General features: G+C 33.9%; 23 protein-coding genes. 9 read left to right on the top strand and 14 right to left on the bottom strand.

What is annotated here, in order from left to right; all coding sequences use genetic code 11:
- Positions 1–4: 4 nt before the first annotated feature.
- The 4 genes from P3L56_RS00840 to P3L56_RS00825 all read right to left on the bottom strand — a co-directional run bounded on the left by P3L56_RS00840 (position 5) and on the right by P3L56_RS00825 (position 3,359).
- On the bottom strand, positions 5–568 hold the full coding sequence (locus P3L56_RS00840; protein WP_042848884.1) for a hypothetical protein: 564 nt from the start codon (positions 566–568) through the stop codon (positions 5–7).
- Positions 543–1,217 (bottom strand): molecular chaperone, encoded by a 675-nt coding sequence (locus P3L56_RS00835; protein WP_048609192.1) that lies wholly within the window; start codon positions 1,215–1,217, stop codon positions 543–545. Before P3L56_RS00835 ends, P3L56_RS00840 begins: the two co-directional genes overlap by 26 nt.
- 77 nt (positions 1,218–1,294) lie before the next feature.
- Positions 1,295–1,840 carry a fimbrial protein gene (locus P3L56_RS00830; RefSeq protein ID WP_272686337.1) on the bottom strand — a complete coding sequence of 182 codons (546 nt, stop codon included), beginning with the start codon at positions 1,838–1,840 and terminating at the stop codon, positions 1,295–1,297.
- A 1,036-nt stretch (positions 1,841–2,876) separates the two neighbouring features.
- Positions 2,877–3,359 (bottom strand): cold-shock protein, encoded by a 483-nt coding sequence (locus P3L56_RS00825; RefSeq protein WP_042848554.1) that lies wholly within the window; start codon positions 3,357–3,359, stop codon positions 2,877–2,879.
- A gap of 183 nt (positions 3,360–3,542) precedes the next feature.
- Here P3L56_RS00825 and P3L56_RS00820 point away from each other — a divergent pair, with 183 nt between their 5' ends.
- Positions 3,543–4,241: an RluA family pseudouridine synthase gene (locus P3L56_RS00820; protein ID WP_042848555.1), complete on the top strand. Its 699-nt coding sequence runs from the start codon at positions 3,543–3,545 to the stop codon at positions 4,239–4,241.
- Between the two features lie 48 nt (positions 4,242–4,289).
- On the opposite strand, the gene P3L56_RS00815 is transcribed toward P3L56_RS00820, so the two are convergent.
- From P3L56_RS00815 to P3L56_RS00770, 10 genes are all read right to left on the bottom strand, one after another.
- The gene (locus P3L56_RS00815) at positions 4,290–4,829 is read right to left on the bottom strand and encodes a DUF2058 domain-containing protein (RefSeq protein ID WP_042848556.1); all 540 of its coding nucleotides are present in this window, start codon (positions 4,827–4,829) and stop codon (positions 4,290–4,292) included.
- 281 nt (positions 4,830–5,110) lie between these two features.
- Positions 5,111–6,112, bottom strand: a complete 1,002-nt coding sequence (locus P3L56_RS00810) for a fimbrial protein (RefSeq protein ID WP_225833140.1) — start codon at positions 6,110–6,112, stop codon at positions 5,111–5,113.
- A 13-nt stretch (positions 6,113–6,125) separates the two neighbouring features.
- Positions 6,126–6,692, bottom strand: coding sequence for a fimbrial protein (locus P3L56_RS00805; RefSeq protein WP_129467243.1), 567 nt, complete (start codon positions 6,690–6,692; stop codon positions 6,126–6,128).
- A 39-nt stretch (positions 6,693–6,731) separates the two neighbouring features.
- The gene (locus tag P3L56_RS00800; RefSeq protein ID WP_048605542.1) at positions 6,732–7,349 is read right to left on the bottom strand and encodes a fimbrial protein; all 618 of its coding nucleotides are present in this window, start codon (positions 7,347–7,349) and stop codon (positions 6,732–6,734) included.
- An 8-nt stretch (positions 7,350–7,357) separates the two neighbouring features.
- Entirely contained in the window at positions 7,358–8,107 is a 750-nt protein-coding gene (locus tag P3L56_RS00795; protein WP_048605543.1) for a fimbria/pilus periplasmic chaperone, read from the bottom strand.
- A 13-nt stretch (positions 8,108–8,120) separates the two neighbouring features.
- Positions 8,121–10,652 carry an outer membrane usher protein gene (locus P3L56_RS00790; RefSeq protein ID WP_042848560.1) on the bottom strand — a complete coding sequence of 844 codons (2,532 nt, stop codon included), beginning with the start codon at positions 10,650–10,652 and terminating at the stop codon, positions 8,121–8,123.
- Positions 10,653–10,681: 29 nt separating this feature from the next.
- Entirely contained in the window at positions 10,682–11,227 is a 546-nt protein-coding gene (locus P3L56_RS00785) for a fimbrial protein (RefSeq protein ID WP_225833133.1), read from the bottom strand.
- A 66-nt stretch (positions 11,228–11,293) separates the two neighbouring features.
- Positions 11,294–11,857, bottom strand: a complete 564-nt coding sequence (locus tag P3L56_RS00780; protein WP_042848561.1) for a fimbrial protein — start codon at positions 11,855–11,857, stop codon at positions 11,294–11,296.
- Positions 11,858–11,939: 82 nt separating this feature from the next.
- Positions 11,940–12,329: a helix-turn-helix domain-containing protein gene (locus P3L56_RS00775; RefSeq protein ID WP_042848562.1), complete on the bottom strand. Its 390-nt coding sequence runs from the start codon at positions 12,327–12,329 to the stop codon at positions 11,940–11,942.
- Positions 12,330–13,268: 939 nt separating this feature from the next.
- The gene (locus P3L56_RS00770; protein WP_042848563.1) at positions 13,269–13,826 is read right to left on the bottom strand and encodes a tyrosine-type DNA invertase; all 558 of its coding nucleotides are present in this window, start codon (positions 13,824–13,826) and stop codon (positions 13,269–13,271) included.
- 339 nt (positions 13,827–14,165) lie between these two features.
- Between P3L56_RS00770 and P3L56_RS00765 the strand changes: the two genes are divergently transcribed.
- From P3L56_RS00765 to P3L56_RS00730, 8 genes are all read left to right on the top strand, one after another.
- Positions 14,166–14,528 carry a YibL family ribosome-associated protein gene (locus tag P3L56_RS00765; RefSeq protein ID WP_042848564.1) on the top strand — a complete coding sequence of 121 codons (363 nt, stop codon included), beginning with the start codon at positions 14,166–14,168 and terminating at the stop codon, positions 14,526–14,528.
- 920 nt (positions 14,529–15,448) lie between these two features.
- On the top strand, positions 15,449–15,700 hold the full coding sequence (locus P3L56_RS00760; RefSeq protein WP_042848568.1) for a helix-turn-helix domain-containing protein: 252 nt from the start codon (positions 15,449–15,451) through the stop codon (positions 15,698–15,700).
- Between the two features lie 203 nt (positions 15,701–15,903).
- Positions 15,904–16,446, top strand: a complete 543-nt coding sequence (locus P3L56_RS00755) for a fimbrial protein (protein ID WP_042848569.1) — start codon at positions 15,904–15,906, stop codon at positions 16,444–16,446.
- 60 nt (positions 16,447–16,506) lie between these two features.
- Positions 16,507–17,049 (top strand): fimbrial protein, encoded by a 543-nt coding sequence (locus tag P3L56_RS00750; protein WP_048605548.1) that lies wholly within the window; start codon positions 16,507–16,509, stop codon positions 17,047–17,049.
- Positions 17,050–17,066: 17 nt separating this feature from the next.
- Entirely contained in the window at positions 17,067–19,538 is a 2,472-nt protein-coding gene (locus tag P3L56_RS00745) for a fimbria/pilus outer membrane usher protein (RefSeq protein ID WP_272686202.1), read from the top strand.
- 8 nt (positions 19,539–19,546) lie between these two features.
- The gene (locus P3L56_RS00740; protein WP_166685558.1) at positions 19,547–20,257 is read left to right on the top strand and encodes a molecular chaperone; all 711 of its coding nucleotides are present in this window, start codon (positions 19,547–19,549) and stop codon (positions 20,255–20,257) included.
- A gap of 22 nt (positions 20,258–20,279) precedes the next feature.
- Positions 20,280–20,690, top strand: a complete 411-nt coding sequence (locus tag P3L56_RS00735) for a hypothetical protein (protein WP_166685559.1) — start codon at positions 20,280–20,282, stop codon at positions 20,688–20,690.
- Positions 20,683–21,183 (top strand): fimbrial protein, encoded by a 501-nt coding sequence (locus P3L56_RS00730; RefSeq protein ID WP_042848575.1) that lies wholly within the window; start codon positions 20,683–20,685, stop codon positions 21,181–21,183. The genes P3L56_RS00735 and P3L56_RS00730 overlap by 8 nt, the downstream gene beginning before the upstream one ends.
- Positions 21,184–21,198: the final 15 nt, after the last annotated feature.

The following is a 21,198-nucleotide window of genomic DNA, read 5'->3' as shown; positions in this document are numbered from 1 at the left end:
GCTCTTAATCCTGATAATATTCAAAAGTAACCGCAGCATTAGCATCGCCTGGCTTAACGTTATTCTCTCGTTTGACAAGGCTAACTTGGTAATTCACAACAATTGAATCGCTGGTTGTGGAAGGAAATGTGGAAATCCCTTCATCTTTCACCGCCTGACAATTTTGGTTGTTATTGTCGCAGGATTCAAGTAAAAAACCCGTTTTAGTTGTATCTGCTAATCCAAAAAAAATACCATTATTAAATGTTGTTGATGCGGCCGATTTAGATTTTATTTTAATTTTCTTTTCAGTACCTGCCGGGAAATTCTGACAAGTAATGGTATAAGAAAAACTTTCAGTTTTTATCGGTTGATTAATTGGGCTTTCGTCAACATCAGATGCTGTTAGCATTCCACTTTTATTAAAATCAATATATTTATCTAACTCACTGTTATCATCAAACTCACAAGTTCCTTTTATGATTTTGGTTTTGAACTGTATTTGCCCATTCTGAGCAATAATTGAGCCTGAGAATACAATGACACTTAGCGCTAATATCCCTTTACTCAACAGTCCCATGATATTCATTGTATCCTCCAAGGTCGTTGATAACAGCCCACTTAACAGCGCCCACTTTTGATTGAGAAACAAAGTTCATTTCAGCAAATGGGGCAATAACATTATTTTGTTTATTAAGCTTAATCGCTTTGTTATTAACAGATAAACCAGCCAAATTGATATAGTAAGGCGAGTTATTGACTACCTTAACGCCATTGGAGGTACTTTTAGTTTTGATGCCTTTAAATGCTTCTTCTTGCTGCATCGGCAGATTAGCCGGTCGATAGAAAATTTTAATAACACTTTCTAACCCGACTTTTACCCCATCCGCTTTATCGGATTCAGGGACATTTCTTGAGTGAAAGTAATACATACTTTCACGATCTTTTGGAAACTTGTGTGTGAGCGCTTTTATTTTAATAATATTACGTTGTTTTGGCGCTAATTTAAAAATAGAAGGCGTAATGACAAAGTAACCTTCAGAAGGTGTTTTGCTATCTAATTTTTGTGTAATAAAACTGGCGACTAAATACGATTTACTGTCTTCATTTCGTGCAGTAATTGCAGCAGAGTTTGTTGCTTCATCAATAACAATACGGGTTTGACTTAAACCGACACCCGCTTGAGAAGAAAACGAAAAAGCAAATAAGATAAAAAGTAAGGATTTTAATTTTAGCATTCTTTTTTTCTCTTATAATTTGCAGGCAGTAATAAATAACTGCCTGCTTTACTAGCTAAATTAACGCACGACGGTGATTAGTCGTATGCTACGCTGAATGTTACTGGCACATTTAAGTTTTGTGCGACAGCATCAGAAGCCGTTGCGTACAGACCAGCAACAACTGGGATGATGTAGTCATTTTTACCGGTTATTTTCAGGTCAGTAATTTCAGTTGCAATGTTAGGTTTAACTTCAGTTTTTGCTTTACCAGCAGCTAATTTAACACCGATTTGTGATGCTTGAGCGTCAGCAAACATATCTGAGTGACCAGTTAATGCTTCACCTATTGCTAAGATAGAAACAGTCGTTGCATCAGCAGTTTGGTTTGCAGAATCGTCATAAACTTTAGTACAGTTATTTAAAACTAAGTTAAAGTTTGCTTCAGATAATGCTTTAGTTGTGTCTAGGTTTTCAGTTGAGTGTGTACCTAAGCTAACTAAATCTTTAGAAGCGCTGATATCACAAGTTGCAGCAACTAAACGTGCATTAAAGTTAACAGTTGCATCTTGTGCAGCAAAAGCTTGAGAAGAAAGAGTAGCAACCGCGAATGCACCAACTAAAGCAAGTTTATTCAATTTCATAATAATCATTCCTAAGTATGTGAGAACGTCTTAATTTAAAGATTAAATTAATGGGTATATAAATTTTAGAATTACAGATTAAGTTTTTATTTTATTAATGAAGATTTAATATGATTTATCTCATTATTAAATCCAAAAAATAAATACATTTATTTGGCTATTTAATAAAAAATTAAATTAGCTTAGGGTTAAAAACTTAATTTTAAAATATCTTTATGTCTATTTAATTAACTCTTGTCTACCAGAGTTCGTGGATAATATTAATTCTACTCATATAGGTTGTCAAACCGGTGGGAAATCCATTTTTATGGTTTTCAAATAGTTTTCAAATTGTTATTTTCATTTGATATCAATAAGTTATGTGTTTTATATGTAACTTAACTGATATTTAGAGAGGTATTTCAGTGTTATATACCAAGAATGCGTTCATTGTTGAGTTTATTCAGACATAAATACCGAAATTAATATTTGTACATAATTTGTCGCTAAAAATAACACACAAGATGCGTATGCGGGCTAAATGTTACGAATAACTACGAGGTGTGATAAAAATACCTTTTATTGATTTTCTATTAACACTTAAATTAATCTTGATCATTTTTAATACTCATCCATCCGCTTGTTATTAAATCAAGCATCATTTAATCACTTAAGAATACTCTGATGCATTTAAGATTCAACGTATAAATTCTTTATTCTGTCATTCAATCTAAAGATATTCATACTAGATAAGCACTCTGATAACTGTGCCACCTATTTTATCGGTGATCCAAACAAGCCTACTCCTTAAGAACCCACCTGCTTAACTGGCTTCTCAGGTTGATAAGTTTTTTAGCGCTCTTCGAACTTTCGGCCGATACCCTCCGACGTACTAAATAAAGACAATTTTAGCTATTTAACTAAAAGAAGGAGGAGGTGAGATATGACATACTATATAGAAGGTGGAAGGTCAGTTGATGATGCTTAAACAAAAGAGCCGTCATTCACGGCTCTTTGATGATAAAATCAATTTTTAAATATAGAGTTAACCGAATAATTAAAACTTGAGTAGTTTTACTGCGTCATCAATGTCAATTTCATCTTCAGAGAAAGTTAACGTCGTACCATGTAACGTATGAATATCCAATTTTTTTAGTGAACGCATTTCACCCGGCTGAGTAGCAGATTTTGGCTTGATACTATTCATCAATGCACCGACAGATAACACAGTATTTTCTTTATCAATACGGGTATCCGCAGGGACTTCCTCGCTATAAACTCGATAAGACTTGATGGAGGTTATTTTAATGCGCTCACCCGCAATATATACATATTTGCTCTCAGGTATAACTTTTACCGAATAAGCAGATAACCCTTTTGTATTCGTGGTAGGTTCAAAAGTCACTAAAGCATCTTTCTTAATTAAGTCAGGATTGGCAACTTTAACCACATGAAAATAACGGTTATCGCCATTTTCATCTTTGATAAATCCAAAACCTTTATCTTCAAACCATGTTGTGATTGTTCCATTCATTGCCATTACCACCTAGTTAATCATTTATTGACTCAGTTTTTACAATGCGCAGTATAGAGCACAATACATGTGTAAACTACGGCTTTGCTTTTAGTCTGAGTGATAAATTTACGTGATGCAAGTGGCAAGCATTCGCCTGCCGACTAAAAATTGGTTATTATCAACCGCTATTTTTTGTTGGAAAGGCTAATGACTGAAATCATCGACACCTTTATTGCGCCGCCCTGTCACGATAAGATAGAAATTGTCTATCAGGATGAGTACCTTGTTCTTATTAATAAACCAAGTGGTTTGCTAAGCCTTTCAGGAAAAAACCCACAAAACTTAGATTCTGTGCACTACCGCTTAGCGCAAATATTTCCAAATTGCACCTTAGTGCACCGCCTCGATTTTGGCACCTCGGGGTTAATGGTTGTAGCGCGAAATAAACAGATAAACGCGGCACTTAACCAGCAATTTAGCCAAAGATCCGTGACGAAAAAATACCATGCACTCCTTTGTGGGCACTTGAATAATAACCATGGAGTAATAGACGCCGCAATCGCCAAAAAGCCTGAGCTTTTCCCTCGAATGTCCATTTGTGAACACCAAGGCAAGCCCGCGCGGTCGGCTTATCAAGTTATCGAACGCTTGACTCACACACTCGACAATGGAGCAACATTGCCATTAACTCGAGTACTATTAACCCCCGAAACGGGCCGAACCCATCAACTCCGTATTCACTGCCAACTATTAGGCCACCCTATTTTAGGGTGTGACTTATATGGTGGCTGCCTACTTGCCAATACAGAACATGCTCTGCGCTTAATGTTGCATGCGAGTGAACTGCATTTTATCCATCCAATTAGCAAGGAACGGGTCAAAGCATACAGCACGAGCCCCTTTTAAAAAGCAATTAAATCATACTAATGTGGTAACTTAAAACATGGAAAAGTATTACCACATCAAATCATCGGGCACCTTAAAGTCAGCATATGGGTCGTCTTCATCTTGCTGCTCTTGGCTTAATGCATTGTTTAATACAATGCAATCTGCCTCTCTTTGTATGATTTTATCGGCTACACTCGCAGGAATAATGGCATATTCACATACATCCGTGTTATCAATTAGTAAGCGTGCAATTGCGAGACGACCATTAATCAGCTGAGTCTGAGTGGTTTTATCTACAACGATTTGTTTTATTACATTATTATCTGTGAAATTAAAGTTAATATCGCCCTTTGCAATATTAATCCTATTCATTTCAATCAATTGTTTCACTTGCGCCTTATATTCTTTTGCTAACAACGCTTGTTTCTGTTGCTCATTTAGCTGTTTATCACGCTCTAGTTGTGCCTTTTTATTTTCCTCAACAGCCTCTCTGGCTTCGCGAGCTTGGACCCGTGACTTTTTTGTTGTTCTTTGGACTTTGGCCATTTTCTTGCTTGTCACCAATCCCGCTTTTAACATTTGCTCTTGTAAGGTAAGTTTTGCCATCTTTGCCTCTAAATCTATCAGATAATTATGTGATTATACCTGTAGCTGCTGAGACCTGATAGGTTTTGAGCTTCATTGATAGAGAAATTATGTGATGATATTTAAGAAAATATAATAACGATGACAATTCAAAATTTGGTGTATTTAACTTATTTTGTCTAATCCAAAATGTGTCTATAAAAAATTATTTTCTTATACACACAATTTACTCAGTAACCATAGGGAGTTGACGAGAAAAGTTAGAGGCTTTCATCAACATAAAAACCTCTCTACTTTAATTGCTACGGAGTGGACATAATAATGGTCGCTGCTGAACTAAACTGGCCTTCTATCAATTCATTTGGAGATAAATTAGGTTTTTTAACTAGCGTAAACATTAATGTATCTCTACCATGCCCATTTTCTATTTTTGAATCGAAGTGCCCATTCATAGGGGAAACTCTTTGTCCTTGATGATAAATCTCAACACCCAATCCAGGCATAATAGGACCTTGGCTACCAATATCTCCAGTTCTAACAAGTAAAGCATCAGATGAAAAAGTCGACGTTTCTCCGCTAATAATCATCTTTATTGGCGCTGTCAGATTATTATCTTCGCAACTATAAGTGATTTCTGCGTTACGTTGAAAACGGCTTGCACTCCCCACCGTTGAAATACCCGATGCATTTACTGTTTCAAAATCAACAATGATGATTTGGTTATCATTAATATCACATGTACCTGTTCCAACAACCACGTCGTTACCTGCATAAAAATTCCATTTAAAATAGGCGTGGTCAATATGCTGATTACTATTTACAAATGTCGCATATTTATGGAGATCTAATGTCATCAGCAAATCGCCTTTTCTAACCAATACTGATGGCGTTGGTTTAACATTTACCTGTAAATATAATTTAATTTGTAAAGGTTCACTTGCTGTAGTTAAACGAAATACTTGAATTTCTTTACCGCTAAATGGTGCTAAATAATAAGCACCGCGCACTACGACACCCGCTTTTAATTCAGGGTTATTCTTAAATACAGGGCCAAGGTCAGCACCAGTCACATTTAAATAATCGACATAAGCATTGGGGGCTTCATTACGGCAGGTCATAAAATCACTCACATCCGCGAATTCATTTATACGATTAGGTACAGCAAAAATATCATTATCGAGAGGAACATCATAAATGCTTTGCGTTCCCCCACCAACTTCTTGTCCCCCATTAGTTTTACACTGGAATGCAAAAATGGCCGGAGAAAATAATAAGGTTGCGAGAAGTAATATTAATATCTTCATTGTTACTGATACCTTAATCATAAATTAAACTAAAAACAGCGGTTGCAGTAAAATGGCCAAACGCAATACTTTTATTTTTTATTGCGTCAGGTTCCCCTTGTACATTTGCATTAAAACTTAAAATATTCGTACCATTCTCTAGATTGTATGCAGATGTCGTACTATTAATGGGAATTTTTTTACCACTATATTCTAAGATTTCAATTCCGATCCCCGAAGCCATGCTGCCAGAGTCTAATGCAAGAAGGCCAGGTAAATGAGTATTTTCGCTTCCTGTAAATTTAACGGTCACCGTTTTAAAAATACTATTATCACAATCATCTAAATGAATATTAAAATTTTCAAGTGGCGTTTTTTGGTTAATATAGAGGTACTTATTAACGATAGTACCAAAGTCCACAATGATATTTTCATCACCAGGCCTTACTGTACAAGCTTCAGCGACAAGCTGCCCTCGTATTTTAATTTCACCTATTTGGCCATTTTTGGCATGGCTCGGTAACGAAAAAAATAACAAACTAAATAGCATGGAGAGTATTATTTTTTTAAATTTATAAAAATTGAAATTTAAGTTATTCATATAAATACCTTCAATGCTATATCAGACAATCTATTAAGATTATTCATACGTTATTTGAAAAGAAATAACACTTCGATAAGCCCCTGCTTGTAATTTCTCTGCAATTCTTACGGGTGCTACATAATAAGTTAAAATATTTTGCCCCGTAGAAATAAGCTCAGGTTCACTATACTCACCAAAAGCAATTTCTTTCCCTTTAGGATTAGTTATCTGTAATCCAAGTCCATTCACACCTTCAACTTTCGCTATGTTCGGCCTAAAAGGAACAACTGGCGTGATAAACCTAATTTTCATGCCAGGCTGAGAAATACTCCATGTAACATTACCTGATTTATTGTTTCGCAAAACAGTTGGGGTTTCGATACAATCCAGTAATTCGATGTTTATCGGTGTCTTGTGGCCTTGAGCCCCAATTGTTTTTAATGATGCCGTTTCAATGTTACCTAAATCAACAGATTGAAATGCAGAATCCATCGATAAATGGCAGGCGCTTTCCGTTAACGAGCCATAAACGAAAATTTTGCCATTTGCACCTTCAACATCCCAATTTCCTGTCGTGTTATAAAAGGCATTATTTGATGCCGCATATATAACAGATGAATGAAATATGAGAGATAATCCAAAGAGTAGGGAAAAGCTTTTTTGATTAATCATCATTTTCCTCTCTATTTATTTTCAGGAACAACCTGACATGTGTTTGCTTGGCATTTAAATTGAAGTTTTGGTCGGCCACCATAATCATTTATATAGGTCAATACTGGGTTTGATCCCACAGTAGAACTTGGAACCCCTAATTTTTCTTCACTAAATGGTGCAACCATAACTGCCTTAAAATTCTGATTTACTGGTGAATCTTTACGTTCAGCTGCACCAATAATCGTGATATAAAAGGGAGTTGGATTTTTAATGATATATTGGTCACCTTGCTTAATAAGCTGTGTTTTTTCTTGCCAAGGGTTATTCAGCATTTCTGTTTCACTTAGCATGATACTTTTAGGGCGATAAAATAATTTAATTTTGCTTTGTAACGCCAATTGCAAAACATTCGGCTTATCACTTTTTGGTGGGATCTCCCTTAAATTAAAGTAATAAACACTTTCTCTGTCCTGAGGTAACTGACTAATTTCAGGGAGCGCTTCAATACGGACTTGGCTTGATTTTTCGGGTTCAACTCTTTGCACCGGAGGTAATACTGCAAACGGTGAAGTAATTTTTACCCCTTGAATATTTTCAACCCACCCTTGAGCCAAATAAGGCAGTTGATTATTTTTATTAGTAATAGTAATTGAAACGCTTTTTTGATCGCCATTAAAAATAACTCGGGTTCTATCTAAAGCAATTGCCGAGAATGCGCTTCCGCTAACTAAACAACTTAGTAAAATAGTACTGATATATAAATTAGTTAATTTTTTCATAGCAATCACTCATCTACAGATTATTATCTGCTTCATTACGTTTATTTGATAATGGTTTACAAGGAATAAATAATCCTTGATGAATTGTTTCTAAATTTTCTGGAAAATTAATTTCACATTGTGCTTCGCCACCCCAATGAATAATCATGACTTCATTTGGGTTGATACCACTAACATAGGCATATCCATTATCGGTGACTATTCCCGTTTCTTTTCCTTTCAAATTCGTAATCTGAGCACCAAATGGTGGTGCAGAACCGTCAGACATACGCATTGAAAGCATCATCTTTTCACCAGACAGTACATTAAATTTGCGATAGCCAATCGCACCTTCTGTTAATGTCGCTTGAACAATAGAATCCGTTACTTCGGCATTATTCGGTAATGCGTTTAAATCAACTTTAACTTTACTGCGGTAGTAACTATTTAAGTCAGGAACAACCACTTTACCAAATGCATTTGATGCAATAGGGATACCTCGGTCTGATACAGGGATCTTAGCCACACCATCGGTGTCAATCAGTAAACGAGTTCCGCCAATATTTGAGACTCGGTGAGCATCCGCACCATTTAAAGTCATGGTAAACCCGCCTTGTGCCCCTACCCCAAATGACGTGTAATTATTGTGAATATAGCTGGCATTTGCAGTTAACTTAGTATTATCACCATAATGGGTAATATAGGTGCTTGCGGTTCCACCTTTGTTGGTCGAACCTGCACTGACTTGATAATTGGTTCTATCGGACAATTTGTCATAATAGGTTGCTCGATTAACGGTATCATCACGTGTTGCTTGCAATGAATAACCAATATTTGCACCATTTCCCCAAGGCATTGACGCTGAGATATACAGGCCATCATCATTTGTTTCATTATATTTATTGCGATAAGCCGATAACGAAATATTAATGTTCTTCAGGCTTCCCCAATCTAAGGTTTTTGTCACCATTAAATTGTAGCGATTACTTTCTGGCTTATCCCAATAAGTCTGGTGCGAGTAGTTTAAATAAGCTGTAATTCTCGATTCCCTAAAGTTTTTATTTAAAGAAATCACATACATTTCTTTATTACTACCTTGACGCTCACCTGAATCTTTAGCCGTTAAAAAATCGGTTACAGTCATAAAGCTGCGTTCTGAGAATCGGTAACCCGCGAATTGAACTTGGCTATCATAGTCATCAAAACGTTTTGAATAGTTTATTCGATAAGAATTACCCGTGAGTTTTTTATCATTAGGAATATTTGCAATTGAATGCGTAATATCGAAAGATAAGGCACCAAATGCCAGTAAGTCTCGGCCTACACCCACGTTGAATGCATTATAGTCTTGGCTATTTAATGAGCCTGCAAGCAATGACCAACCATTAGTGACACCCCACGACATTTCACCACTCGCAAATGTATCTCCATTGACATGATGATCCATATCCGTTGGACGACCCATCGCTAATTTATATCGAATACTGCCTGGTCGAGTTAAATAAGGGATATTGGCTGTTTCAACCTGATATTCTTGAACCGAACCATCCTGCTCTTCGATTCGAACATCCAGTTTTCCCGTCGTCGCATCACTTAAATTTTGGATACGGAAAGGACCCGCAGCGACTTGTTCTTGATAAATAATCCGCCCTTGTTGGCTAACAATCACCGTCGCATTTGTCGTCGCAACACCCGTTATTTCAGGTGCATAGCCACGTAAATTAGGCGGCAACATTAAGATATCAGAGCGTAAGCCAATACCTGTAAATCGAAAACTGTCGAATAAATCCGTGTTAAAATAGTCCTCACCTAAGGTCAATTTCGCTTTAATACTGGTTAACGCTTTATAGGCGTATAGTCGGCTCCATTGAAAATCATGCTCATTTTTACTGTTCGAGCCATTTTCTCGTTGAGCACGTCCCTGCCAATCTCCCCTGAAACGCCATGCACCAAGGTTCACACCTGCGACACCATTTGCTGTCACATTATAGTTGCTATTGTTATCATGAGGCTTATTCGCTCTTGCGTTTATATTGTAGTCTAAAATAGCCCCTGAAACCCCTTCATCCCACAGAGAGGGCGGGTCCCAATTAGCTGTTCTATATTCAAGGTAGGCTTGAGGTATACTCAGATACAATGTTGAGTCAGATAAATCCCCTCGAGCTTGAAAGCCGGGTAAGCTGGATAAATCAAGACACTCATTATTATGCCACCACGTAATTTGCTTCAACGAACTGGCTGTTAACCCTAGCTGTTGGACTTGTTCTGGTGTGATACAAACGAGGCTATCTTCAGGGTCATTCTCTGGCGCATAGAATGAAAACCGTTGCTCAGGTAAAGTTTCTTTATTGACTTGTACTTTGAGGGGATAGGTGCCAGGCATAATATAGCCTGCACGTGAAAATTGCTTAATATCAATGTTTTTTTTGTCTTCTAAATCAAATAACGCCGTATTAAATTGTATAGTATCAGCAGCATATAACTGAGCGGATAATGTTCCAAATGTAATCATTATCGTTGTCGTTATTATATTTATTTTGTGTTGTTTAAAAAACATAAAAAACATCCCTAAAACACCAATATAATTTCTTAGAATTAATAATAATCGACCTTGAACCTTAATAAGGTTTGGTAATTACCCGCTTTAACAGGATGATAATTGGTGACTAATTGCATTTGATATTTCAGGATCATTGTCCCTGGCGTAATTCCTAATACAGGTAATGGTTTTCCTGGTGTAATGGAATATCCAGATATATCATGCAATGCCAATTGCACTCCTTTTGCTTCACCCGAGAGTGTGAAAAAATCACCTTCAGATGGGCCATCAAAAGTGACTTCGAGTGAATTCCATTCGTTATTATCTTTCGAATATTTTTCCCAACGACAATCAATGAGCTTAATATTGAATTCTTTTATGGGGCCTTTCCCAACTTCACGAATATAGCTTGTTGGAAGCACCCCCATATTAATGGTCTGATCCCTAGACCCAATATCTATTGCGCAGGCAGTATCGACTATTTCGCCATTCATCGTGACTTTTCCCCATCCATGAGATGATGCTGCCATTTGTGGCGAAAGAAATAATGTTAGAAGAAATAGAGAAGATGCTTTTCTTCGCAAATAGATAAATCCTTTCACTTTAACCTCTGACTTAGTTTGGTGATTAATAGAGGAACACAAAGGTATTCCTCTTAAACTAATCAATTAGTTATAAGTTAAGGTAAAGTTAGTTACGCCTTCAAATTTACCTAATGGAATTTTATCAACCGCAACATTCGCACCTTGTACATAAGCGCTATAACGCAATGTATTATCACCCGCTTGTAATTGGTGTTCTTGAGCTGTTGCAACTCCCATATCTAATGCTGCACCATTAGTATCCGTTAATTGAATACCTACGTTGCCAGCAATAGTTGGGTCTGTTGCATCTAAACCTGTTACACCCAATAATTTAGAGTTGAAAGCAGCGCTAGAACCAGAGAATGTGATACTCACTTTATCGTTGTACACTTTGTCATCTGCATCTTTCGGGAATACACAGTCTTCCAATTCAATATTGAATTGTTTAGCGCTAGAAGTACCACCATTCGCTAAAATAGAGTTAGCGATTTGGCCTAACCATACTGTTTGGTCAATAGAATCTGAACTAATTGAGCAAGGTGCATCGATAATTTCACCTTTAAAGGTGACTTTACCATGTCCTTGGTCAGCCAGTGCTGGAGATGCAATAGCGGCAGAAACTAGTGCGGCTAAAAATACTTTTTTCATTTGAACCTCATTTATATATAACAACGTGATGATTACCCGACATGATGTAGGGCATAGTTAGAATTTATTATTTTTAAAATAACTATTTGCTGTATAAAGAATTTAAAATAACTTCTGTTTGTCGATTAAAAATATAATGGTAGTTATCCTTTCCATCGGACAAACACTCACTATTATGAATAAATGAATTAGCACTAGGATGTTTTTCATTTATTTTCAATGATACACTTTCAAAAAATGCACTCGGGCTGATTTCTAGATAGAATAAAATTGAAAATAGCATTCCACAGTTAATGCTACATATTCCTCTTTCATAACGAGATATTTGTTGTTGTGATATCTTTAATTTTTTAGCTAACTCACTACCACTAAGCCCTTTCTCCTTTCTAAGATAGGATAATTCCATGCCAATTTGTTCGGTTAGTATTTTCTGAAAGCTATCTATACTGGTCTTTAATTTATTACTTTTCATATCTCACCAATAAAGCCTTGTGTAATGTGGCAAAACAATCAGAGCTGCTCATAAAACAAACAATTCATTTTTTACATGAAAAAAAACGCAACAAAATAAATCAAAATGTTGCGTTAAATAAGTTTTAGACAAATTGTTTTTTATATAAGAATCGTCAGAATTAAAATCTTTAATATATCTACTAAACTGGTAGATTTAGATTATTTGACTGGTTGGTTTTATTGCATATAAAAATCATGAATGATAACTTTTTGTTGTTAATGACAATTTTTTACATTAATTAATAATTACCTCTAAAATGCATTACAGTAACAGAATTTTATGCTATTTGATTTTGGTTAGCCTGATAATTATACTTATTAGGTAATTTAAACATTTTGATTTATTATGTTGCGTTGTAGCTTGATTTTTATAGGCATTTTATTCATTCAGTTGATTATCATCGATAATTGATTAATTTTTTTATTACATACTGCGTTAATACATCAAAAACCACAAAATATAGATTTTTAATCTTACAAAAACAAAAAATATGAATTTATCATCTAAAAAACCTCGCTTATAACACGCCATTTAACAGAGAAACTTTATTAGATAATCCAAAATAGACTATCACTGTAAAAGAAATGATTAAAATATGATAACAATTAGTTAACAACGCAAGCGGGTTACTGATACCCTTAATTGGAGTAATTAAGTTATGATAATTCAAAAAAAAAGAATAGATAAAATTATTAACTAATTTTATTTTTAGAGGTTGGAAAATAAGTCATTTGAACATGTTATTTATGGCTTTAAAAATAATTCTTGCCCTTAATATGCATAAGAATACCTCAGCTTTATCATATCAATTGCCTAAATAACTGAGGTATTCTTGGTGTTTAGTTCATATTATTATGTTTAATGTTAGCTTTATGTTGACACAAGTCATTAAATTGCTTATTTATTCGACCAAATACCGCTAAATCTTTTTTCATTACTAGCAGTATAAATGACAGTATGAGCGATATTTCGATGCCCTAAATAGTCTTGGATTAATCGTGTATCCCTACCTAAATCAGCTAATGCATAACCACATGCGTGCCTTAGCATATGAGGATGAAGCTTTACAGGAAGCCCTGCTATTTTTCCATACTGTTCAAATAAACGATAAATTTGATAACGAGAAATTTGGCTTCCTTTCTGTGAAATGAATAAACAATCTGATCCTGCTGTTTTCCAAGAATTTCGTTCAACTAGCCATTTTTCAATCACAGTAAACTCTTCGGGAATTATAGGCTGTACGGTAGACAACCCTCCTTTTAGTCTCCTAATAAATATCACTTTCTGCACCAAATCAATATCAGACATTGTGATATGAGTGAGCTCACTCACTCTTAGCCCATGCAAAAAGCTCATTAATAACAAACAATAGTCGCGATTAGGATAGCGACCTTGCTTTGTAGCCTCCAATAAAGAATTAACTTCTGTACGTGTAATAAATTTACGTTTAGTCATTATGATCTCATCTATACCTCGTTATATTTCGCTATATACCAACGATAAATTAACTAAAAATAATAATTTTTTAGAAAATTAAATATAATATGTCAGAAAGGGCAGTGATGATACCGCAATGCAAGCACTTAATCATGATGTCACTAAGACATAAAAGAATAAAATACGATGGATAGTTGAGTGATAAGTTGATTTATAAGGTAGTTATGTTGTTTTCATCACATGGATGTGAACGATAAAGGTAACTTCAAAGGGGCATTAGCCAGCATCTCTTTTCCCTCTCTTTCCCGCAATAGTGTATACTTGCCCACAATAAAATTTATCCACGGTTAATAAATAATGAAAGAAATCGAAAAAACACAAATTAAGCTTCTTAGCGACCGTTTAGACCTTATTCGTCACCAAATGACCAGTATGCAATTGACGAATGAAGCAGAAAAATACGCCGAGCTAGAGAAAGAAAAAGCGACGCTGGAAATTGAAATCGCTCGTCTAAAAGAGGTACGTAACAAAAAATTAAGTAAAGAAGCGCAAAAATTGGTAGATATGCCATTCAAACGCCCTATTACGAAGAAAGAACAAGCTGATCTTGGTAAGCTGAAAAAAACCGTGCGAGGGCTGGTCATTGTCCACCCCATGACGGCATTAGGTCGTGAAATGGGGCTGGATGGTATGACTGGTTTTTCTAAGACTGACTTCTAGTGAGAGAAGCCCCTCCTTTGCCAATTTATGATTTACTGCCTAAGCACTCTAACTCTGAACGTAATACAGCAGTAGATAAACTCCATTTTCATGCTAAAGATATCAATTGAAGTCAATGACTCAGTCGTTAAAATCACCCTCAATAAGCTTAAGTATTATCATTGGGCGAATATACATGTCATGTAACTTCATTGATAATCGAGTAAACAATGTAAACTCTAATAGTTAACCGCTATAGCAAAATTCATCATAGCTAGTAGTAACGGCAATTATCATACTCTACGAAAAATGAAAAGAAGAGGATTTAAATAGAGAAACTATTAAACCCGAATAAAACTCATATAAAATCTAAGCTTTATGTTATAGAGGACTACATTAATTCTAAAAACATCTATAACTCTTTCATTCTATTTAACACTCTAAAATGTAGAATGTATATACTATTATGTTAATTAAAAAGACAGACGATACTAAGAATAATCTTACCCTAATATAAAATCAAAATAACCCTACCGTTATAGTTTTTACTGTAATTAATTTAAAATGTAACAATATTATTATGAAACAAAATATAATAAATACGTACTTATATGTAACAAAATGTTTTTTATTTAATACGTAAGTTGTAATGTAAATAAATAAATTATAGTCCTGCTCGAAATTAACAACATAATATCGAATCAAAAAAAAACCATAAAATCATATTGTTATGTTCTTTAAATAGTAGTTAAAGTCACATTTTGATCCGAACAACCGATCAATAACAGCACTTTAATAGGGCAAACCTATCAAAGTTAACTAATCGATCGATATAAACATCTTTAAATAAATAAAAATAAAAGCTAGATTAAATGAAAATTAAATCAGTAAGAAATTATAACTTCACTAGTTTAATTAAATAAATTATTGAGGAATTTATTATGATTAGCACCCAAAAAAATTTCATTGTAAAAAATATAAACCTAGAAATTGGTGATTTTATAAGAAAAACCAGACTTAAAAATGGATTAACTGGTGCACAATTAGGTAAATTAGTAGGAGTAAGTCAACAGCAAATATCACGATATGAACGAGGTTCAAATGGCCTATCATTACCAGATTTGATATTTATTTTATCAATTATGAATGCATCATTTTCAGATTTTGTTTCATACTCATCCTATTTGAAATGAGAGAAATAAAATTTTAGTAATGAGTAAACACTACATTATCAAATAATAATACATTATTCATATTCCTGTATAATAAAGAAATTTATATAGCAAAAACTCTTTCTTATACAGATATACTTATCTGTGTTAGTCAATGAAATTAATATAATTCCATTCTCAAAAACATAAATATTAACATCTTAACAATGATATTAGGAAATAGTATGAAACATAACAAATATATGTCTGTATTAGTAGCAGCAATGTTAACAACGTCATTTGCTTCAATTGCAGATACTAATACTGGTACTGTTACTTTCAAAGGTGAAGTTCGCGATACGCCTTGTAACTTAGATGCAGGACAAGGTGGTACTGCTACAATTGTTGATTTTGGCCAACTATCATTAAGTCAATTAAATGATGGAGATTCAAAGTATAAAAACTTCGATTTAAATCTGAAAGGCTGTAAATTAACATCAATTGATAACAGCGATCCACAAAATCCAACTACAGTAACTAAAACAGCAACTATTACTTTTGATGGTGTAAGTAAAATTGCAGGTCAAAATCTTTTAGCAACTACAGGCAGTGCTGCAAACGTTGCTGTAGGTATTAAAGATATTACTTTTGGTACTCCTGCTAACTTAAATTTGCGCGATGGTGACAATACATTAACTTACTCTGCTTTTGTTAAAAAAGCAGGTGCTGCTGCTGTAACAGCGGGCGATTTCACAACTATTTCTACTTTCGAAATCGCATACCAGTAAGTTATATACACTCCTTCACTATTATGTGGAGGAGTATATTACCTGAAAAAGAATATTATTATGAAAAACTTGTTAATTATTGCCACTTTTTTTGCTCATTTTTTTAGCATTCCAGCATTTGCAGCAATGAATTGGGGACAAGCAACAGTTAAAGGTGAAATATTAGCCTCGGGTTGTTCAATGCAACTAACAAGTAAAGATCAAATTATTCAATTTGGTGATTACCCTTTAAGTAGAATTAAAGATAAAAAGATAATCAAACCATTTAAAATAATATTAAAAAACTGTCAGCTATCAAATTCTTATTTTGAGGATGAGAAATCACCTATAAGAATAAAATTTTCAGGTTCAGTAACAAGCAACTTTAATGGATTTAAATTTAATGATGCCGATGGTTTGGCTATTTATATATTAAACGGAAATAACATTGTCAAGCCTAATGAATATTATCCCATTTATGATTTAAAAAGAGTTGCAGGCAAAACGAAATCAGTCAATGAACAACAATTAAACTTTTTATCTGAAATTGTTGTTGATGATGGGCTTAGGCCACAAGTAGGAGAATTTTCAAGTATCATTACATTTGATATTGATTACTATTAATTTAATGAGTATTTACGATGTTATCAATAAAAGAAAAAATGACCATTTTAATGGTGTCGATGCTTTTTTTTAACAAAGTATCCTATTCTGTAGAGTTCAATACAGATATACTTGATAGCACAGATAAAGCGAATATTGACGTATCAAGGTTTCAAAATCCAAATTTTATTCTTCCTGGAACTTATTTTTTTAATATAATTATTAATAGTACTCAATTAACTCAATCGGCCTCTCCTATTAAAATTATAGCTAATGATAATGATGATTCTGTGAGTGATATATGTATTGATAAAGACTATATTAATAGTTTAGGCCTTAAAGAAAAATATGTGAAAGAACTGACCTATTGGAATAACGGGGAATGTATTAATTTCTTGGCTTTGAAGGGTGTTAGTGTTACTCCTAATTTACCTGAGGGAACGGTAATCATAAATATACCTCAATTATATTTAGAGTATATGGATGTAAACTGGTTACCCAAAACCCTTTGGGATGAAGGGATCAGCGGGTTATTATTAGATTACAATGCCAACTATCAATATAGCGATAATGACAGTTTAAAAAATCAAATTGCATCGATCAGTGGATATCTTGGTGCTAATATGGGTGCTTGGCGTTTACGAAGTGAATATTATGGTAATTATCAAAGACAAGAGTCAAATAGCCAAACATCAACAATTCGTAATTTTTTATTTAATGCAATTTATTTATATAGAAATATTAAAGCATTAGATGCTAAATTAGTCGTGGGTGAAAGTACAACACCATCACAGATACTAGAACCTTTTAGATTTACAGGATTATCTTTATTTACAAACGATTCAATGTTACCTCCTAGACTAAGAGGATATGCTCCTGAAATTACAGGAATAGCTAAAACTAATTCTCGCGTTGTTATTACTCAATTAGGAAGGGTAATATATGATGGCAATGTACCTGCTGGTCCATTTAAAATTCAATCATTGAATAGTGGTACTCGTGGTGAATTACACGTAAAAATTATGGAGCAAGATGGATCTGAACAACAGTTTATTGTTAATAGTTCCAATGTGCCTTATTTAACTCGTCCTGGAACTACTCGATATAATGTAACTGCAGGGCAACCAATTAAACGAGACCATTCAGTATATAGAGGCGTTTTTTTCTTCAGAGGAGAAGTCTCACATGGTTTAAATAATAATTGGTCATTAAATGCAGCCTCAGATATAAGCCAAGGTTATCAACAAGTTTCATTAGGCTTTGGCCGATTTATGAATCAGTTTGGTGCTTTATCTGTAAATATAGCTCGCTCTTTTTCGCAGTTAGATCATGATAGTCCATCAGGTAACTCATATAGTATTAATTACTCTAAAACTTTTGATGATTACGATATGGATCTAACTTTTGCGGGGTATCGTTTTACTGATAGAAAATTTTATACTATGTCTCAATATTTAGATTTAAGAAATAATAAATTTATTGATAATGAAAAAGAACGCTATCAAATAAGTCTTTCAAAGCGTCTAGGTGAATTTAATATAAATTTAAATTATCAATTACAACAGTATTGGGATCGAGGTCAAACTCATCAATACGGCCTAAATATAGGTAAAAGCGTTAATATTCCTTATTTAAATTTACAAGGAGGAAGTATAACGCTATCAGCAAATAGAAGTTATTACCAAAATAAATATGATGACCAAATTAGCTTGATGCTTTCAGTTCCATTTGGCAAGCAGTTCTACACTTTTGACACAATGAAATATAATGACACCTATAATTCGCGTGTTTCTGTATCTACCTTAACTGAGGATAATGATTACTATAACTTAAGCGCATCAACAAGTTATGGTAAGGATGCTAAAAAACAAAGTACGCTAGCTGGTATGTATGATTTATCAACTCGTTATGCGTCTTTAAATAGTAATATTTCAATCTCAGATAAAGGTGATTCTAGCTTAGGTATGGGGTTAAATGGTGGTGTAACATTAACACAGCATGGTATTGCTTTACATAGCTCATCATATTCATCTGCAGCTAGGTTAATGATAGATACAAATAATATCGCTGATGTTCCTTTAAATAATGGTTCAACAGTAACAAATGGAATAGGGATCGGAGTTATTCCGAATATGACCAGCTATTACAAAAATAGCTATAATGTTGATATGAGTAAATTACCAGATAATATTGAGTCATCAAATACGATATATGATATTGCATTAACAGAAGGTGCAATTGGATACAGAAAAATAAGTGCAGATAAGGGATTCAAATTATTTGCAACTATTAAAATGGCAGATAATTCAGGTTCTCCTCCATTTGGTGCTCAAGTACTAAATGAAAAAGGTAGAGAAGTCGGGATAATTAGCGATAACGGATTAGTATGGTTAACAGCTGTTCAATCTGAAGAAAAGCTAAATATCAATTGGTCTAATAAAAATCAGTGTAATACAACATTACCCAATTTAGATAATGCAAACCAAATTATTTTAATTTGCAAAAAGTAGAGAATTTTATGAAAAATAAATTTTTATTACTTCCGCTATTATTGGTAGCACAAAATAGCATAGCGGCAGTATCTCTTGATAGAACTAGAGCAATAGTAGAAGGTGATTCTACCCCTGTAATTATTAATATCGAAAACCAGAGTGACACCTTGCCGTATTTAGCTCAAGCTTGGATTGACGATAAAGGTGGAAATAAAATTACAACAGGACCATTAATTGCGACACCGTTAGTTCAGCGCTTAGAACCAAATATAAAAAGTATGATTAGAATTTCAACTACGGATGTATCTAAATTACCTAAAGATAGAGAGTCTATTTATTATTTTAATTTAAGAGAGATACCACCGAAAAGCGATAAGCCAAACGTAATGCAAGTTGCATTACAATCAAGAATTAAATTATTTTATCGCCCAGAGCCTATTTTAGATAAAGCAAAAACTGATTGGGCCTTAGATCTAGAGCTGAATACAGTAAATGATGGGTATATTATTAAAAATACCTCTCCATTTTATTTAACGGTCATTGGGTTAGCGGGTGACAAAAACAAATCTGAAAATGGCGCATTTGATTCATTTATGATTGACCCTTTTGGAAGTCATCAAGTTAAAAGTACACATTTCCAGAAACCGTACTTAACCTACATAAATGATTACGGTGGTAGACCAACTGTTTCCTTTAACTGCAAATCATCAGTATGCAAAGCTGATAGTCAACAATAGCCAGTTATAAAATGAGGGTACAATGAAATATTTTTCTGTAGTAATTTTCTCACTTTTTATTTCATTAAGCAGTGTAGCTAGTCAATATGATGAAAATCGTTCTTTTCCATCACATGATGTAACATCGGCTATTAAAATGGATAGTTTAAGTGGAAAACTGCATTTTAAAGTAGGATTAATGTACTCTCCGTGCGTTATTTTGGGTGATGAATATAATAACGATATTTTTTTTATTGAACTAGAACAATGTTTAGTAAATAATCAAAATATTAAAATACCTTTACAAGCCAAGGCTAAATTGATCGAAAAAAACAACATAACAACTACAGTATATGATATTTATCATCCACTTTATTCTGGTAAAAACATACTTTATATACAAAATAAAAATACTAAAGGCAGCTCAGCTATCATGGAGTTAAATTATGATTAAATTCATATTTTCCATATTAATTATTACTATGACTCCTATTGCTTTTTCGAGTGATTTGCTTATTAATTTCAATGGAAATCTCATTGATAAAAAATGTGAAATTAAACAGTCAGAGATAACCATTCAATTCATTCCTTATTCACTAGGTTATATTGAGGTTAATGGCAATATTTCAGATAAAAAACCATTAAAAATTGAATTTGAAAACTGTACGCCTACTATGATGGATAAAATAATAAAAATTTCATTATCTTCTACAAATATATATAAACAAAATGGAATTGATTATTTAACAACACAAGGAGGAACAGGTCTAATCGTTGGTCTTGAGAGCCTTGATGGCGAACTAATTTCGTTTAATCAACCACTTGAGGTTAGAGTGAGTTCAGAAAATAAAGCAGAGTTAGTACTGAATACATATCTAAAAAAAGGTGACTTTGCTAGACCAGGAACCGTACATGGAACTGCAAGCATTATGGTTAATTATAACTAATAATAGGAAGTTATA

This window comes from Providencia sp. PROV024 (genome assembly GCF_032709665.1).
In the GTDB taxonomy this organism is placed as follows: Bacteria; Pseudomonadota; Gammaproteobacteria; order Enterobacterales; family Enterobacteriaceae; genus Providencia; species Providencia huashanensis.
Note: the sequence above shows the minus strand (reverse complement) of the source record. Positions and strands in the feature narration are given on the sequence as shown.

Excerpts from the sequence above, each read along its gene's own strand:
- P3L56_RS00745 (WP_272686202.1), top strand. The coding sequence starts at position 17,067 with ATGTTATCAATAAAAGAAAAAATGACCATTTTAATGGTGTCGATGCTT.
- P3L56_RS00750 (WP_048605548.1), top strand. The coding sequence starts at position 16,507 with ATGAAAAACTTGTTAATTATTGCCACTTTTTTTGCTCATTTTTTTAGC.
- P3L56_RS00835 (WP_048609192.1), bottom strand. The coding sequence starts at position 1,217 with ATGCTAAAATTAAAATCCTTACTTTTTATCTTATTTGCTTTTTCGTTT.
- P3L56_RS00730 (WP_042848575.1), top strand. The coding sequence starts at position 20,683 with ATGATTAAATTCATATTTTCCATATTAATTATTACTATGACTCCTATT.
- P3L56_RS00755 (WP_042848569.1), top strand. The coding sequence starts at position 15,904 with ATGAAACATAACAAATATATGTCTGTATTAGTAGCAGCAATGTTAACA.
- P3L56_RS00760 (WP_042848568.1), top strand. The coding sequence starts at position 15,449 with ATGATTAGCACCCAAAAAAATTTCATTGTAAAAAATATAAACCTAGAA.
- P3L56_RS00735 (WP_166685559.1), top strand. The coding sequence starts at position 20,280 with ATGAAATATTTTTCTGTAGTAATTTTCTCACTTTTTATTTCATTAAGC.
- P3L56_RS00840 (WP_042848884.1), bottom strand. The coding sequence starts at position 568 with ATGAATATCATGGGACTGTTGAGTAAAGGGATATTAGCGCTAAGTGTC.
- P3L56_RS00810 (WP_225833140.1), bottom strand. The coding sequence starts at position 6,112 with ATGAAGATATTAATATTACTTCTCGCAACCTTATTATTTTCTCCGGCC.
- P3L56_RS00740 (WP_166685558.1), top strand. The coding sequence starts at position 19,547 with ATGAAAAATAAATTTTTATTACTTCCGCTATTATTGGTAGCACAAAAT.
- P3L56_RS00790 (WP_042848560.1), bottom strand. The coding sequence starts at position 10,652 with ATGTTTTTTATGTTTTTTAAACAACACAAAATAAATATAATAACGACA.
- P3L56_RS00770 (WP_042848563.1), bottom strand. The coding sequence starts at position 13,826 with ATGACTAAACGTAAATTTATTACACGTACAGAAGTTAATTCTTTATTG.
- P3L56_RS00780 (WP_042848561.1), bottom strand. The coding sequence starts at position 11,857 with ATGAAAAAAGTATTTTTAGCCGCACTAGTTTCTGCCGCTATTGCATCT.
- P3L56_RS00825 (WP_042848554.1), bottom strand. The coding sequence starts at position 3,359 with ATGGCAATGAATGGAACAATCACAACATGGTTTGAAGATAAAGGTTTT.
- P3L56_RS00795 (WP_048605543.1), bottom strand. The coding sequence starts at position 8,107 with ATGAAAAAATTAACTAATTTATATATCAGTACTATTTTACTAAGTTGT.
- P3L56_RS00830 (WP_272686337.1), bottom strand. The coding sequence starts at position 1,840 with ATGAAATTGAATAAACTTGCTTTAGTTGGTGCATTCGCGGTTGCTACT.
- P3L56_RS00800 (WP_048605542.1), bottom strand. The coding sequence starts at position 7,349 with ATGATGATTAATCAAAAAAGCTTTTCCCTACTCTTTGGATTATCTCTC.
- P3L56_RS00805 (WP_129467243.1), bottom strand. The coding sequence starts at position 6,692 with ATGAATAACTTAAATTTCAATTTTTATAAATTTAAAAAAATAATACTC.
- P3L56_RS00820 (WP_042848555.1), top strand. The coding sequence starts at position 3,543 with ATGACTGAAATCATCGACACCTTTATTGCGCCGCCCTGTCACGATAAG.
- P3L56_RS00815 (WP_042848556.1), bottom strand. The coding sequence starts at position 4,829 with ATGGCAAAACTTACCTTACAAGAGCAAATGTTAAAAGCGGGATTGGTG.
- P3L56_RS00765 (WP_042848564.1), top strand. The coding sequence starts at position 14,166 with ATGAAAGAAATCGAAAAAACACAAATTAAGCTTCTTAGCGACCGTTTA.
- P3L56_RS00775 (WP_042848562.1), bottom strand. The coding sequence starts at position 12,329 with ATGAAAAGTAATAAATTAAAGACCAGTATAGATAGCTTTCAGAAAATA.